This window comes from Pseudomonas sp. D3-10 (genome assembly GCF_051132175.1).
Taxonomy (GTDB): domain Bacteria; phylum Pseudomonadota; class Gammaproteobacteria; order Pseudomonadales; family Pseudomonadaceae; genus Aquipseudomonas.
Genome location: NZ_CP071668.1, coordinates 2227535 through 2241477, shown reverse-complemented (window position 1 = coordinate 2241477; position 13943 = coordinate 2227535). Strand labels below are relative to the sequence as shown.

Here is a 13943-nt window from a genome sequence, read left to right as displayed (position 1 = left end):
GATGGCGGCGGCACATCCAACATCTCTGCAAGCTGAACCACCGCTATCGCGAGCAGGGCTCGCTCCCACAACAGGTTCTGCGGTGTGGCCAGATTCAACACACAACACTGCCCCCCTGCGGGAGCGAGCCTGCTCGCGATGGCGGCCGCACATCCAACATCTCTGCAAGCTGAACCACCCCTATCGCGAGCAAGCTCGCTCCCACAATAGGTCCTGCGGTGTGGCCAAATTCAACAAACAACACTGCACCCTGTGGGAGCGAGCTTGCTCGCGATGGCGACAGTACATCCAACATCTCTGCAAGCTGAACCACCCCTATCGCGAGCAGGGCTCGCTCCCACAATAGGTCCTGCGGTGTGGCTAAATTCAACAAACAACACTGCCCCGCTGTGGGAGCGAGCTTGCTCGCGATGGCGGCGGTACATCCAACATCTCTGCAAGCTGAACCACCGCTATCGCGAGCAGGGCTCGCTCCCACAATAGGTCCTGCGGTGTGGCCAAATTCAACAAACAACACTGCCCTGCGGTGGCAAATTTGAGGCGCTAGCGCTTGCCCAACTCCATCCCCTGGGCCTGCCACAGCGTTTGGAACGGCCCTGCGCGTTGGCGCAGTTCATCGGGCGCGCCGTCCTGGACGATTCTTCCGGCCTGCAGCACCAGGATCCGATCGAATCTTGCGACCGTCGACAACCGATGGGCCACTGCCAGTACGGTGCGGCCGCGCATCAGGTCGTCCAGGGCCATTTGCACCTTGGCTTCCGATTCCGTGTCCAGGGCCGAGGTGGCTTCGTCGAGGATCAGGATCGGCGCGTTTTTCAGGAACGCCCGCGCCAACCCCAGGCGCTGGCGCTGACCGCCCGATAACATCACGCCGCGCTCACCCACCAGGGTATTGAACCCGTCCGGCAGGCCACGGATGAACTCTTCGCAATAGGCATGGCGGGCCGCGTCGATCACCTGTTCCTCGGTGGCATCGGGCTGACCATAGGCGATGTTCTCGTAGATGGTGCGATTGAACAGCGCCGGTTCCTGGGGCACCACGGCGATCTGTCTGCGCAGGCTGTCCTGGCTGACCGAGCGCACGTCCCGGTCATCGATCAGGATCACCCCGCTGCGCACATCGTCAAGGCGCTGGACCAGACTGACCAGCGTCGACTTGCCCGCCCCTGAAGGGCCGACAATGCCGACTTTCTGTCCGGCGGGAATATCGAGGAACAGGTGCTTGATCGCACCCCGACCGTCGGCGTAGCTGTAGCTGACGTCGATAAAGCGAATGTTGCCGCGCCCCGGCGCCAGTTCTGCCGGGGTGTCGCTGAGGGCGTGCGGCTGGACGATGATGCGCAGGGTCTCGGCGATCACGCCCATTTGCTGCGAAGTATCCACCAAAGCCAGGGCCAGGTCCCGCGAGCCGTGCAGGATGCGAAACGACAATGCACTGACCATCACCACATCGCCCGGGGTGATCTGCCCGTCCTGCCACAACAGGATCGACCAGCCGAGCATGCCGCCGGCCATGATCGACAGGCAAATGTCATGCAGGACTCGGGCTTTTTCAAGGTAGATCCAACTGCGGCGTTGAGCCTTGGCCTCGACACCTATCGCTTGCTCCAGTCGACGCCGTTCCCGATGCCGGGCGGAGAAAGCCTTGATCGTCCAGACGTTGGAAACCTGGTCCACCAGCTCGCCGCCGACGCGCGCGGCCTGGGACGCGAAGTCGATGTGGCGACTGCGGCCTCGCAGGCCCATCACTGTGATCAAGGTTGCCACCACGACCACGGCGCCAATCAACGCGATGCCCATGGAAAGTCGCACGGTGAACAACACCACCACGGCCCCGATGAAATCGACGCAAGGCGGGATGATTTTCCAGGCCAGCCCACCGTAGATGGACCCAGCCGCGGCGCCCGCCGAGGAAATCCGATTGGCCAGGGCCCCGGCAAAATGCTGGGAGAAATAGCGCATTGGATGGCCCGTCAGGTGATTGAACAGGTCGATGCGCAGATCCGCGCAACTGGCGACCACCGTCCGACAACCCAGGTAACCACCGGAGCGCCAGAACACGTTTTCAATCACGATCAAGGCAATGAACACCGTGAACGGCAGCCACACATGCCCGGCGGCCTCCCTGCCCTGGGCCATCGCGTCCACCAACAGCTTCATACCGAACTGCACCGCCACGGCGCAGCTCGCGGCGCCGATAATCAGCAAAAACAAGGTCGCGAAATGCCACGGCCTGAGGGTGACGTAGCGCCAGAGAAAAGCGATCGCCGTATTGGGCAACGGCAGCCCATGGGGTTGCTGGCTGTTCATGGCACTTGTGCCGTCGCCACGGGTGAGGCGAAGCGCGCCTGCAACGCGGTGATCGCCACCAGCAGTGGATGGAAGGACGCGCGGCTTCCCTCATTGTCGGCATAACCGAACACACCGGTGGGACAGTAGCGGTCATCGTCCCAGCCCGGGTAATCGAGAAACGGATACCAACACATTCCCTCCATCGGAATTTTCCGCTCGATGGCCAGCGCCAGTTGCTCGCCGATGTAGTTCAACCACGGAACACGGGCGGTGTCTTCGGCACCGGTTTCCGACAGTAGCATCGGCCTGCGGTAGCGCTGGTGGACCTCGCTGAGCATGCCCACCAACGGGCGATATTCGGGGCTGCCCGGCTCGATCCGATTGCCATGGAGGAACCACTGGTTATGGGGATAGAAGTTCACCCCGACGATATCCAGGTACTCCTCTCGTCCGCCCAGCCCCGGCCAGCTTCTGCCGGTCAGCAGGTCCCAGGCCTCGAACTGGGATTGTCGATACGCCTCGGCGGCCTCGATGTCCTCGGCTCGCCGAGTCGAGGACAGTACGTTGATCAGTGGATCGCACTGGACGAACCGCGCACCGGGCGTGACCTCTCGAATCGCTTCGATGGCCGCGATGCTTGCGCGCACCAACTGATGCTTGAGTTCAGTACCCCGACGCTGCGCGCCTGGGTTGAAATAACCGACGTCGCCGCCGGCCCAGCTCCAGAAAGAAATCTCGTTGATCGGCGAGTAGAACGGGACCTCGATCCCCTCCTCGCGCATCAACCGCGCCACGGCGGCGCAGAAGCGGGCAAACCGCTCCACGAAAGCGGGGCGCCAGATGTCCAGGTCGTCGGGATAGCCGTAATGACACAAGTCCCATACCACTTGCACATCGCAACGCCGGGCGGCGCGCAGCATCGGCAGGAAGCTGCTCCAGTCGTAACGGCCCGGTTGCCGCTCGATCAGATGCCAGCGCAGGCCATCCCTGGCGCAACGGATGCCCAACCTGGCGAGCTGGCGATAATCCTCGCCTGCCCAGCGGTCGTGGCGAGTCGCCGCGAGCATGTCCAATCGGCGCCCATCGGCGCGGCGCTGGGTGGAGCACTCGTAGCCGGCCATCATGAAACTGCTGAAGATCCTGTCCTGCACGTTGCGGTCTCCTGTACGCAAAGGCGGAGCCAGGCATCAACCTGGCTCGACCTCGTGGGCCTTCGCCTGAACACCCTCTTGCTCGGCGATACGCTGGTACAACGCGAGCGCCTGCCCTACCACCTGATCCATGTTGTAGTACTTGTAGGTGCCCAGCCGCCCGAGAAAAGTCACCCCCGGCGTTTCATCGGCCAACGCCTTGTACCGCTTGTACAACTCGGCATTCTCCGGACGCGGAACCGGGTAGTACGGGTCACCGTCGGAGCAGGGAAATTCGTAGGTCACGCTGGTGCGCGGGTGTTGCTGGCCGGTGAGGTGCTTGTACTCGGTGATACGCGTGTAGGGCACGGCCTCGTCCGGGTAATTGACCACCGCCACCGGCTGAAACTGCTCCTGATCCATGGTTTCGTGCTGGAAACGCAACGAGCGGTACGGCAGCCGACCGAAGCAGTGGTCGAAGTACTCATCGATGGGCCCGCAATAGACCAGTTCGCGATGTGGAATGCGCTGGCGCACAGCCCTGAAATCGGTGGACAGCAGCACATCGATGTTCGGATGGTCGAGCATGCGCTCGAACATTCGCGTGTAGCCGTGCAAGGGCATCATCTGGAACTGGTCGGTGAAATACCGATCGTCCGTGTTGGTGCGTGTCGGCACTCGCGAGGTTACCGATTTGTCCAGCTGCGAAGGGTCCAGGCCCCATTGTTTGCGGGTGTAGCCGCGAAAGAATTTCTCGTACAACTCCTGACCGATCTGGTTGATGACCACGTCCTCGGAGGTACGGATCGTCTCGACCGGCTCCGCCCGCTGCGCCAGGAACGCCTCGGCCTGGGCTTCATCCATGGACAAGCCGAACAGCGTGTTGAGGGTGGTCAGGTTGATCGGAATCGGCACCTGGTGGCCGTCGACCTGGGCCAGGACCCGATGTTCATAGGGCCGCCATTCGGTGAACCGCGACAGGTAATCGATAATGCGCTGGGCGTTGGTGTGGAAGATATGCGGGCCGTAGCGATGGACCAGCACCCCCGCCTCATCCAGATGGTCGTAGGCGTTGCCGCCAATGTGATCGCGACGATCGATCAGCAGGACGCGCTTGCCCAACCCATCGGCCAGTCGCTCGGCCAGTACGCTGCCGGCAAAACCGGCGCCGACGATCAGGTAGTCGTACGGCGTGGCATCGAGTGAGTTGTCCAGGGTCTCGAGGGTTATCGTTGGCATTCGATCTGCTCCTTCATCATTGCGCACGTCTTGTCCCAGGACATGCCGTCCAGGGCTTGATCGGCGTACTGCGCAATCACGCCTGGCTGGGTGCGCAGGTCCAGCGCGGCCTGGATCGCCTCGATGAATGCCTGGGGTGAATCAGCAATGGCAACGACGCCACTGCCGCCGTAGCCGTTGACGACATCACGGATCGGCGTGGATACCACCGGGCAACCGCCCGCCAGGTATTCGGGCGTCTTGGTGGGGCTGATGAAGCGCGTGGATTCGTTCAGGGCGAACGGCATCAACGCTACGTCCCAACCCGCCAGGTAAGCGGGCAACTCCTCATATTGCTTGGCGCCCAGATAATGAATATTAGGCGAGCGCGGCAATGTAGCCGGATCGATCTTGACCACTGGCCCGATCAGCACGATCTGCCACTCGGGGCGTTGGGTAGCCAGTTCCCTCACCAGGTCGATATCGAAACGCTCGTCGATGACCCCGAAGAACCCCAGCCGCGGATGAGCAATCGCGGCCTGGTCCGCCGGGTCCGGAATCGGCTGTCGGGCCGCGGCAAAGTGCGCTACATCAACGCTGCTGGGCATGGCGTGGACGTTGTCATGGTGCTGGCGTTTGGCCTCCCACAGGCTGTAGCCGCCGGTGAACACCACGTTGGCCTTTGCCATCAACCGCCGCTCCATTTCCACCAGCGCGGGCGGGGCGAACTTGAAGGCCGAGAGCTCGTCCATGCAATCGAAAATCACCACGTTAGCCTCCAGGTGATCGGTGAAGACCTGGCTCATGGGCGTGAGGTACCAGAGCATCAGCTCACTCGGCCAGTGTTGCGCCAGCCAGGCGTCCAGCAGCTCGCGCTGGGCATCGATCACCTGAGCTTCATCCAGCCCTTCCGGAAGCCTGGGCACCAGCACCGTCACGCCCTCGGCCACCCCATAGTGTTCCAGGTGCGCGGTCTGCCGCCCTTCGAAAATCGGCTCCTCGAAGAACAGAACGTCGTAGTCCCTGGCCAATCGCGACATCACGTGCTGGGGCCGTTGGTAGACGAAACCCCAGCGCAAATGTGACAGGCACAACAGCGTGGGTCGCAGGCTCGTGGTGGAAGCGGCGCTCTGCTTGGGGTGAAGTTGTTCTTGTTGATTCATGTGACGTTCCTTTTCTAGAGATCGATGCTGGGCCCACCGGAATCTGGCGCTGGCCGCCTGGCAAACAAGACCTGAAGACTCCCCTCGCGCTTGGCCTTGTGGACGTTGGAGAAAACCGGTTCCAAAGCCGTTCCAAAACTTGTTGAAGCCAGCCGACAAACTGCACGCACCGATCAGTCAACTGCTCTGAACTCCTGACGCACACCACCACACTCAACAGAACAGGCTGATGTCTCCCACGCGCACCACTGCCGAAGCGAGACCGCCGATCAACGCCGAGTGTCTCGCCCATGAGACATCAGGACAGGGACAACCGAGAGGGATTGAGTGATGATTCTGGTAACAGGTGGTGCGGGCTACATAGGTGCCCATGTGGCGGTCGAGTTGATGAACCAGGGCAACGGGGTGCTGATCCTGGACAATCTCTGCAACAGCTTCCGGGGGACACTGCAGCGCATTGCGGACGTGACGGGACGCGAGCCCGGTTTTGTCTATGCCGACGTGCGCAACCGACGGGCGCTGGATAACGTGTTCAAGGAATACCCCATCGAAGCCGTCGTTCACTGCGCCGGGCTCAAGGCCGTGGGCGAAAGCGTGCGCGAGCCGCTGCGATATTTCGATACCAACGTCAGTGGCAGCGTGACGCTGTGCCAGGCCATGGCCGAAGCCGGCGTGTTCAACCTGGTGTTCAGTTCATCGGCGACGGTCTATGGCGATTGCCCACAGATGCCCATCGCCGAGACCTGCCCAACGGGACAGCCGACCAACCCTTATGGCCAGTCGAAGCTGATGGCCGAGCATGTCATGCGTTGCACCGCGAATTCGGACTCTCGTTGGTCCATCGGCCTGCTGCGCTATTTCAATCCCATCGGCGCCCATTGCTCCGGCCTACTGGGAGAGACGCCGACGCAGACGCCCAACAACCTTTTGCCGTACCTGTTGCAGGTAGCCAACGGTGAGCGGGAGGTGCTGCGGATATTCGGTTCCGACTACCCGACGCCGGACGGCACGGGGATCAGGGATTATGTCCATGTGGTAGACCTGGCCGAGGGACATCTGCGGGCGCTGGAGTTTCTGCGTGGGCAGACCGGTGTACACATCTGGAACCTGGGCACTGGGCGTGGTTATTCGGTGCTGGAGGTGGTCAGCGCGTTCGAGCGCGTGACCGGTGAGACGGTGCCGCTGGCCTTTGAGGCGCGTCGCCCGGGCGATATCGCCCGGTGCTGGGCCGACCCTGGCAGGGCCGCCGAACAACTGGGCTGGAGCGCCCGTCATGGGCTTGAGCGGATGCTGGAGGATGCCTGGCGCTGGCAGTGCCTGAACTTCCCTCGGGCCGAGCGCAAGGAGGTGGTCTGGCCGAGTGTTGAACAGGGATGAATCCAAATGGGGAGATCCAATGTGGGAGCGAGCCTGCTCCGTGCGGCGATCCGACGATGGCGGGGTTTCAGTGAAGGAATATGCTGGATGTACCGGCCTCATCGCGAGCAGGCTCGCTCCCACAGGGGGCAGTGTTGACGTCGGTTGCGCTGCTGCTGAAGGACGAGTGTGGGAGCGAGCCTGCTCGCGACGAGGCCCTCGCATTCAGCCACCAGGCAACCGCATCCCCTTCACATTCAAACAATCGCGCTGGTTCCTCGAAAGCATCTCCACGGTCTGCTGATACGCCTGATCGGCCGCATCTTTGAGCAGTTGCCAGTCCTCCAGGCTGATAAATTGATGCAACACCAATTCATCGGCGCGCCGAATCAGCGTGTCGCGATAATCCTCGGGAAAGTCCAGGCGATACGCGTCGTCTTCGAGCAAAAGCCGCCAGGCTTTCAATTCCATCTCAAGGTCGGTTTCACTCACGGGCGGTTGTCCTTTTGAAGTTCGAACCAGCGGCCCACCCCGGGTCAACCAGGGTGGAGCCAGTTACAAGCAAGCTCAGCTCACTTGCGCAAGCAGGTCTTGCTTGATGAAGTTGCGCACCGTGGCCAAGTGCGTTTCCTCCTGTTCCAGCGCATGGCCGAAGCGCTTGGCGATCAGCGGATGACCACCCTTGTGCGCCAGCTCGATCAGCAGTTCCCAAGCCGCGTTGTCTTCCAGTTCGATGGTCAGGATCGCGCTCATCGATTGCGAGACGGTTGTGCGTGGGTCAGTCAATACTTGCAGCACGCCCATGGCCTTGACGCCCGCCACGTCCGCGCAAGGCGTCATGGCCGTCGGGTCGCCGCCGAGGGTTTCGATAGCTTCGCGCACAATGTTCATGTGCTCCAGTTCCTCGGCCTGGATCTGACGCAAGGTTTCCACCAATGCTGGGTCGGCACCGGGCGCGGACGTGGCCTTGGCGACCATCGCCTCATACAGCCTCACGCCGGTGCGCTCGAAGGCCAGGCGTTCGCCGAGCTTGTCCAGCAACACTTCCGGCGCCTTGCCGATGGTCTTGTCCAACGCGGTCTTGACCATGCCTTTGACCGAGCCTGGCGCCGGCACCGAGCCTATCAGGTCGGCCTCGCGAATGGCGCGCTCGCGTTCGGCGGTGTAGTCGCTGATGTCGCCAGGCACGTCCGCCGGGAACAGTCGGGTGGCTTCCAGTTGGCGAGCCGTGTCCTCGGGAGACATCTGGGTGCCGGTACGATTCATGCCGATGGTGACTTGGCGTTCGCTCATTGCTGTTCTCCCACTGGGTTGAGTTCGGAGCCGGGCTTGAAGGTGTAGCCGGCCGAGGCGATGTTGGCGGGCACGCCTTCGCTGTTGAGCTGGGCGCGGTAGTCGAGGGACGCATGGGCTTCGCGCTCCTTGGGCACGTAGTCGATGCCATGGGCGCGCAGGTCGACTTCCCGGGACAACGTCTCGCGGACAAAATCGCGCTGGCTCTTGAAGGCAATCATGCGTGGCAGCGGACCGGCCAGGATTTCGGCGGGATCGCGCCGTTCGTGCTTCTTGAACAACTCGCAGGCCAGGTTCAAGTGGCCCAGTTCGTAGTCGAGGAAGCGTTCCCACATCGCTTTGATGCGCGGGTTTTCTTCCTGCTCGGCGCAACTGGCGTAGGTGTAGACCTCCATCGCCTCATGCACCAGCCACTTCTCCATGAAGGATTCGCTGGGGTCCTGCAGCGAGCCGTACTGGGTGACGTGCTGTTCCTCCACCGAGGCAATCTCGGCGTACAACGCCCGTGCCACCGGGTCAGCGAACAGCGGGCCGATGTTCATGTAGTAATCGTGGGTCTGGTATTCCGCGCCGGTAATCAGCGCGGCATGGATTTTGGTGATCAGTGCGGCGCTGTCCTTCTGGTAGTTGTCACGAAGGTCATCGCCGGGGGCGCGGTGGTGCTCGCTGGTGGGCCGGCCGGGCACGATGTCCGTGTAGCCTTGCAGGATGTTATTGGCGTCCTTGCCTTCCAGGCGATCAAGCATCGCGGCGTAACGGTAGAGGTGGTCGAAATCTTCCAGCAAACCGAAGCGGTATGTCTGCGCCTGGTAAGGATCCGGCTCGTTCTGGGCCACCGCGGCGGTGACTTCGATGGCGACCTGTTCGTAGGCCACGGTGGTTTCCAGGGGGGAATGATCCGCCGACAGCAACCAGTTGATGGCCGTCATCTGATGGTGTTCGGCACGCCTGACCTGAGCCAGGGGCAGCTGCAGCTCCTTGTGGAAACGCGCACCGAAATGCTTGAGGCGCAGGGCGTCGGACTCGACGCCGTTCATCAATATCACCCGCACACGGGTGAACGCATCGTCGTCCAGTTTGCTGATCGGTTTGCCGGCGAGCTCACGCCAGGTAAAGGTCTGCTTGTCGAGGGGCGTCCCTTTGTTATCCAGCAGATTATCGATTTTGGTCATGGGTCGATCTCCTTCATCAGAGGCCACGCGAAGCACCGTCGAAGCAACGGCGCTGGGGCACAAAACGAACGACCCTGGAGAAATGCGCAGCTCTCCACGCAGACGATGAGCGGTCGCATAAGTGGATGAAATGCCGCTTGATTTTCCGCTCATCAGGTCGCGACAAGGATTTTCGAACCAAGGGCTGGCGCGCCGGCTCGGAGGTACATAACACCGCCGCAGCCCACCGCAAACGAAGCGGTCCGAGGGCTTTCACGGCGGGGGGTGTCGTACAAATCTGCCTGGAGTTTTCGCGATGTGTGAATGTTTCGTTCAGCCTGTTTCTTCCAAGGATTCCCTGGCGTTCTTTGCCCAGCGCGAGCCCTTCGGCGCCAACCAATCAAGCTTGTCCGCCGACAGCCTTCACGCCGCGGTGGCTCCCGCGCTTCATGACCGACAAAGCGTGATCAAGCCGAACATGCAGGTCAGCGCCATCCGCAACCGTGGCGGGCGCCTGGAAAGCATCAAGGTGCGCTGGGGGTGGTCGCCCGTCTGGTCGATGGGCACGATGCCGCCCTTGACCCACCTGCCCTTGCACCTGGTGATGCGCTCCAAAGTGTTTGACCGGATCAAGCGCGACGGCCGCGTCCTGGTAGCGGTGGACGGCTGGTATGAAGCCGCCTCGGACACCATCGCGCCCGCCCAGGCCAACCGTCTGAGCTATACGACTTCGCGGCAGTCGTCGCCCATCTTTCTCGCCGCCCTGGCCCAGGCCAGTGAAACGCCCAACGGTTGCGACGGGCTGGCCTTGGTGACTTATGGCGACATAGCCAATCAACAGCAGCGACTGCTGGCCTTCACTGGCGAAAACGCCCTCCAGTGGTTGCGCCCTGACCTGGATTGGGAACAGGCACGACACATGGCCGCACACGTGGCCGTCGACGAACCGCAACTGGAGCACGTGCTGACCGCCAAGCGGATGGTCCAGGGTCGCCGGTGACCGTTATCCGACCCAGTTGCGGAAATCGCTGACAGCTCGATAATCGGCGCTAAACTGGCGGGCCAGTCGCTTTGAAGTGACTGGCTTTTTTTCTTTTACGAGCAAGAGACTTCCATGGCGAACCCAGACATCACGTTCACTCCCGACCCGGACACGGACTCCATCTCATCCGACGTCGCCGGCTTCGGCGGCCTGCTGGTTTCCACGCAAATCCCCACCCGCGCCGACGGCAGCCTGGAACTGGGCGATATCACGGCGCAGAGCGAATGCACGTTGCAGGCACTCAAGACCGCGTTGGAACGCGCCGGCAGTTCCATGGACCGCGTGTTGCACCTGACCATCTACCTCACCGACATGGCCGACCGCGCGGCCTTCAACGAAGTCTACAAACGCTTTTTTGCCAAGCCCTGGCCCGTGCGCGCGGCTGTCGGCGTGGCGGCGTTGGCGGTTGAAGGGATGCGGGTGGAAGTGACGGCGATGGCGGCGAAGGGCTGAGCGGCACACCTCAAACAAGCGAGGTGCTTTTGTGGCGGGTTCTGTGTTAACCCATCTTTTCAGCCTACAGAGGGCTGTGTTTATTCGGTTGTAGGATCCTTCGGGTTCGGGCTACGTCGCCTTGCGCCCTTACCTACAACTACGCCAGAATCCGCCGGCTTGTGCGCCTTGGGGCCGGGCTTTACTGTTGCTCGGTCGCTGAACATCAGCGATCGGGTTTGGTAGCCCGGCTTCTATATGACGCACAGCTTCACTTTTGAGGTGCCCTTGCGCATCTGTATCAATGGTGGCCATGCGTAGGGCGTCTTCGGGCGCGCCGGTGTTCATGTGGACCGGTCTACCAACCTTCGTATGGCCGCCACCCTTCGTTTGGTAGCGAGGGCGAAAGCTTCTCTAAATTCCACATGAGAACTTCACTATGTTCAAAGTAACCCCCAACCCTCCCGACACCGATCCAGCCGACTCGAAAGACTTAGACGAAGCCGCCGACCGCGCCCTCGACTTCTACCTCAAGCCCAAGTCCAGCCAATCGAAAACTGACCCAGGCCGGCTGTTCACCGTGAATGAAGGCATCGACACCGAAGCCCTGCTCGCCAACCTCAGCGAAACCCTCGCCTCGGCCGATGCCATGATCAACGACCTGGCGTTCGACCTGGACGGCTCGCGACGACACGTTGCCCTGGGCATCCTGCAGTTGATCGAACTGGGCGCGATGCTCGCCAACCGCGCGCTGGAGAACGTCGAAGCGCGATAGCCGTTGCACATTCTCTTTGTGGCGAGGGGATTTAGCGAAACGTCGCACCGCCCCGCTGGGTGGCGAAGCCGCCCCAAGATTTCTGCAATGGCAAAGAACTTGGGACTGCTGCGCAGTCCAGCGGGGATAAATCCCCTCGCCACAAAGGGAGTCGCGGACAATCCAGCGACAAATCCCCGCCTATACTTCTCTGCCAATCCCCCCGGGGCCTGCGCTTCCAACAATAAAAAGCAGAGGTGGAACATGGTCTGGCAACAAGTCTACGATCCCTTCGGTAATGCGGTGCTGTCGACGTTTCTGGCGGCGGTCCCGGTGGTGGTGATGCTGGCGTCCCTGGCGTTCTTTCACGTCAAGGCACACCTGGCGGCGCTGTATGCCCTGGCCTCGGCGTTGCTCATCGCGATTTTCGCCTTCGGCATGCCCGCCGACATGGCCGGTTCAGCGGCGCTTTATGGCGCGGCCAACGGGCTGCTGCCCATCGGCTGGATCGTGCTCAACATTATCTTCCTGCACCGACTGACCACCGAGAACGGTTCGTTCAAGGTCCTGCAGGATTCCCTGGCGCGCATCACCGATGACCGCCGCTTGCAGTTGCTGTTGATCGCCTTTTGTTTCGGCGCGTTTTTCGAAGGCGCGGCGGGTTTTGGCACGCCGGTGGCGGTAACCGGGGCGATCCTGATCGGGCTGGGCTTTTCGCCGCTGGCCGCTTCGGGCCTGGCATTGATCGCCAACACCGCTCCCGTGGCCTTCGGCGCGCTGGGCACCCCAATCATTACACTGGCCAAGGTCACCGGCCTGGATGAGATGGAGCTGTCGATGATGGTCGGCCGACAATTGCCGTTCTTCTCGGTGATCGTACCGTTCTGGCTGATCTGGGCGTTCGCCGGCTGGCGCAAGATGCTTGAAGTATGGCCCGCAATCCTGGTGGCCGGTGTCAGCTTCGCTATTCCGCAGTTTCTGGTGTCGAACTACCACGGGCCGATGTTGGTGGACGTGATTGCCGCGCTGATATCCATGGCCTGCCTGGCCGGTTTTCTCAAAATCTGGAAACCGGCCACGATTCACACCTCGGCGGCGCTGACCGGCCGGCACGACGACTCGAAGATTGACGCCAGCGAACAACAAACACCAGTGGCCAGCGCCGCGTTTTCCAATGACGCTCGACCCGCCGTGCTGCGCGCCTGGATGCCGTGGATCATCCTCACGGTGTTCGTATTCGCCTGGGGCACCCAGGGCTTCAAGAACATTTTCGACACCCGCCCGGCCATCGACCCGCAGACGCAATCGGCCAGGCTCGACCCCCAAGGCAAGCCGATGCGCGAGGCGAATCCGATCTTCTCGCCGCTGTTGACCTTCGGCACCATCCACCAACAGATCGAAAAAGTCCCGCCCGTAGTGCCCCAGCCTAAAACCGAGGAAGCGGTCTACAAGTTCAACTGGTTCACCGCCACCGGCAGTGGCATCTTCCTGGCGGCAATCGTGGGAGGCTTGCTGATGGGTTATTCCATCCCGCAACTGGTGCGCCAATACCTGCGAACGCTCTGGGTGGTGCGCTATTCGCTGATCACCATCGTGGCGATGCTGGCGTTGGGTTTCCTCACGCGTTATTCGGGCCTGGACGCCACCATGGGCCTGGCGTTCGCCGCGACGGGCATCTTCTATCCGATGTTCGGCACCCTGCTGGGCTGGCTTGGCGTGGCGCTGACCGGTTCGGACACCGCTTCCAACGTGCTGTTCGGCGGTCTGCAGCGGGTCACGGCGGAACAGCTGGGGATCAGCCCGGTGCTGATGGCTGCCGCGAACAGTTCAGGCGGGGTGATGGGCAAGATGGTCGACGCCCAGTCGATCGTGGTCGCTTCCACCGCGACACGGTGGTACGGCCACGAAGGAGAAATCCTGCGCTACGTGTTTTTCCACTCGGTGGTACTGGCGATTCTGGTGGGCGGGTTGGTGACATTGCAGGCGTATGTGGCGCCGTTCAGTCACATGGTGGTGGGAGGACGCTGAAAGAGGAGGCATGATCGGGGGCTATTGTGGCGAGGGGATTCATCCCCTCGCCACAGGTAAGCTCGCCTACCTTTAACGCTTGGG

Annotated in this window: 12 protein-coding genes; 5 read left to right on the top strand and 7 right to left on the bottom strand. The window is 61.9% G+C overall.

All coding sequences use genetic code 11. The features are described 5' to 3' along the window. Positions 1-543: 543 nt before the first annotated feature. The 4 genes from J3P90_RS10320 to J3P90_RS10305 form a co-directional block, all read right to left on the bottom strand. Positions 544-2310 carry an ABC transporter ATP-binding protein gene (locus J3P90_RS10320; protein ID WP_434559533.1) on the bottom strand — a complete coding sequence of 589 codons (1767 nt, stop codon included), beginning with the start codon at positions 2308-2310 and terminating at the stop codon, positions 544-546. Next, positions 2307-3416, bottom strand: a complete 1110-nt coding sequence (locus J3P90_RS10315) for a beta-glucosidase (RefSeq protein ID WP_434676563.1) — start codon at positions 3414-3416, stop codon at positions 2307-2309. The genes J3P90_RS10320 and J3P90_RS10315 overlap by 4 nt, the downstream gene beginning before the upstream one ends. Positions 3417-3479: 63 nt before the next feature. Beyond that, positions 3480-4661 (bottom strand): UDP-galactopyranose mutase, encoded by a 1182-nt coding sequence (glf, locus tag J3P90_RS10310; RefSeq protein WP_434676269.1) that lies wholly within the window; start codon positions 4659-4661, stop codon positions 3480-3482. After that, a complete protein-coding gene (locus J3P90_RS10305) occupies positions 4649-5803 on the bottom strand; it encodes a glycosyltransferase family 1 protein (RefSeq protein ID WP_434676268.1) in 1155 nt (384 codons plus the stop codon). The genes glf and J3P90_RS10305 overlap by 13 nt, the downstream gene beginning before the upstream one ends. 330 nt (positions 5804-6133) lie before the next feature. On the opposite strand from J3P90_RS10305, the gene galE reads away from it, so the two are divergent. Beyond that, the gene (gene galE, locus J3P90_RS10300) at positions 6134-7180 is read left to right on the top strand and encodes a UDP-glucose 4-epimerase GalE (RefSeq protein ID WP_434676267.1); all 1047 of its coding nucleotides are present in this window, start codon (positions 6134-6136) and stop codon (positions 7178-7180) included. Positions 7181-7384: 204 nt separating this feature from the next. Here galE and J3P90_RS10295 read toward each other — a convergent pair whose 3' ends face one another. The 3 genes from J3P90_RS10295 to J3P90_RS10285 all read right to left on the bottom strand — a co-directional run bounded on the left by J3P90_RS10295 (position 7385) and on the right by J3P90_RS10285 (position 9624). After that, entirely contained in the window at positions 7385-7651 is a 267-nt protein-coding gene (locus J3P90_RS10295; protein ID WP_420765914.1) for a hypothetical protein, read from the bottom strand. Positions 7652-7726: 75 nt separating this feature from the next. Then, positions 7727-8452 carry a ferritin-like domain-containing protein gene (locus J3P90_RS10290; protein WP_420765913.1) on the bottom strand — a complete coding sequence of 242 codons (726 nt, stop codon included), beginning with the start codon at positions 8450-8452 and terminating at the stop codon, positions 7727-7729. Next, on the bottom strand, positions 8449-9624 hold the full coding sequence (locus J3P90_RS10285; RefSeq protein WP_434676266.1) for a hypothetical protein: 1176 nt from the start codon (positions 9622-9624) through the stop codon (positions 8449-8451). Before J3P90_RS10285 ends, J3P90_RS10290 begins: the two co-directional genes overlap by 4 nt. 295 nt (positions 9625-9919) lie before the next feature. On the opposite strand from J3P90_RS10285, the gene J3P90_RS10280 reads away from it, so the two are divergent. The 4 genes from J3P90_RS10280 (at position 9920) to J3P90_RS10265 (ending at position 13859) form a co-directional block, all read left to right on the top strand. Continuing rightward, positions 9920-10603 carry an SOS response-associated peptidase family protein gene (locus tag J3P90_RS10280; RefSeq protein WP_434606493.1) on the top strand — a complete coding sequence of 228 codons (684 nt, stop codon included), beginning with the start codon at positions 9920-9922 and terminating at the stop codon, positions 10601-10603. 114 nt (positions 10604-10717) lie between these two features. After that, positions 10718-11098: a RidA family protein gene (locus J3P90_RS10275; protein ID WP_420765910.1), complete on the top strand. Its 381-nt coding sequence runs from the start codon at positions 10718-10720 to the stop codon at positions 11096-11098. Between the two features lie 418 nt (positions 11099-11516). Further along, complete coding sequence (locus J3P90_RS10270) at positions 11517-11852, top strand: DUF6124 family protein (RefSeq protein ID WP_434559545.1); 336 nt, start codon at positions 11517-11519, stop codon at positions 11850-11852. Positions 11853-12095: 243 nt separating this feature from the next. Next, on the top strand, positions 12096-13859 hold the full coding sequence (locus J3P90_RS10265) for an L-lactate permease (RefSeq protein ID WP_434559547.1): 1764 nt from the start codon (positions 12096-12098) through the stop codon (positions 13857-13859). Positions 13860-13943: the final 84 nt, after the last annotated feature.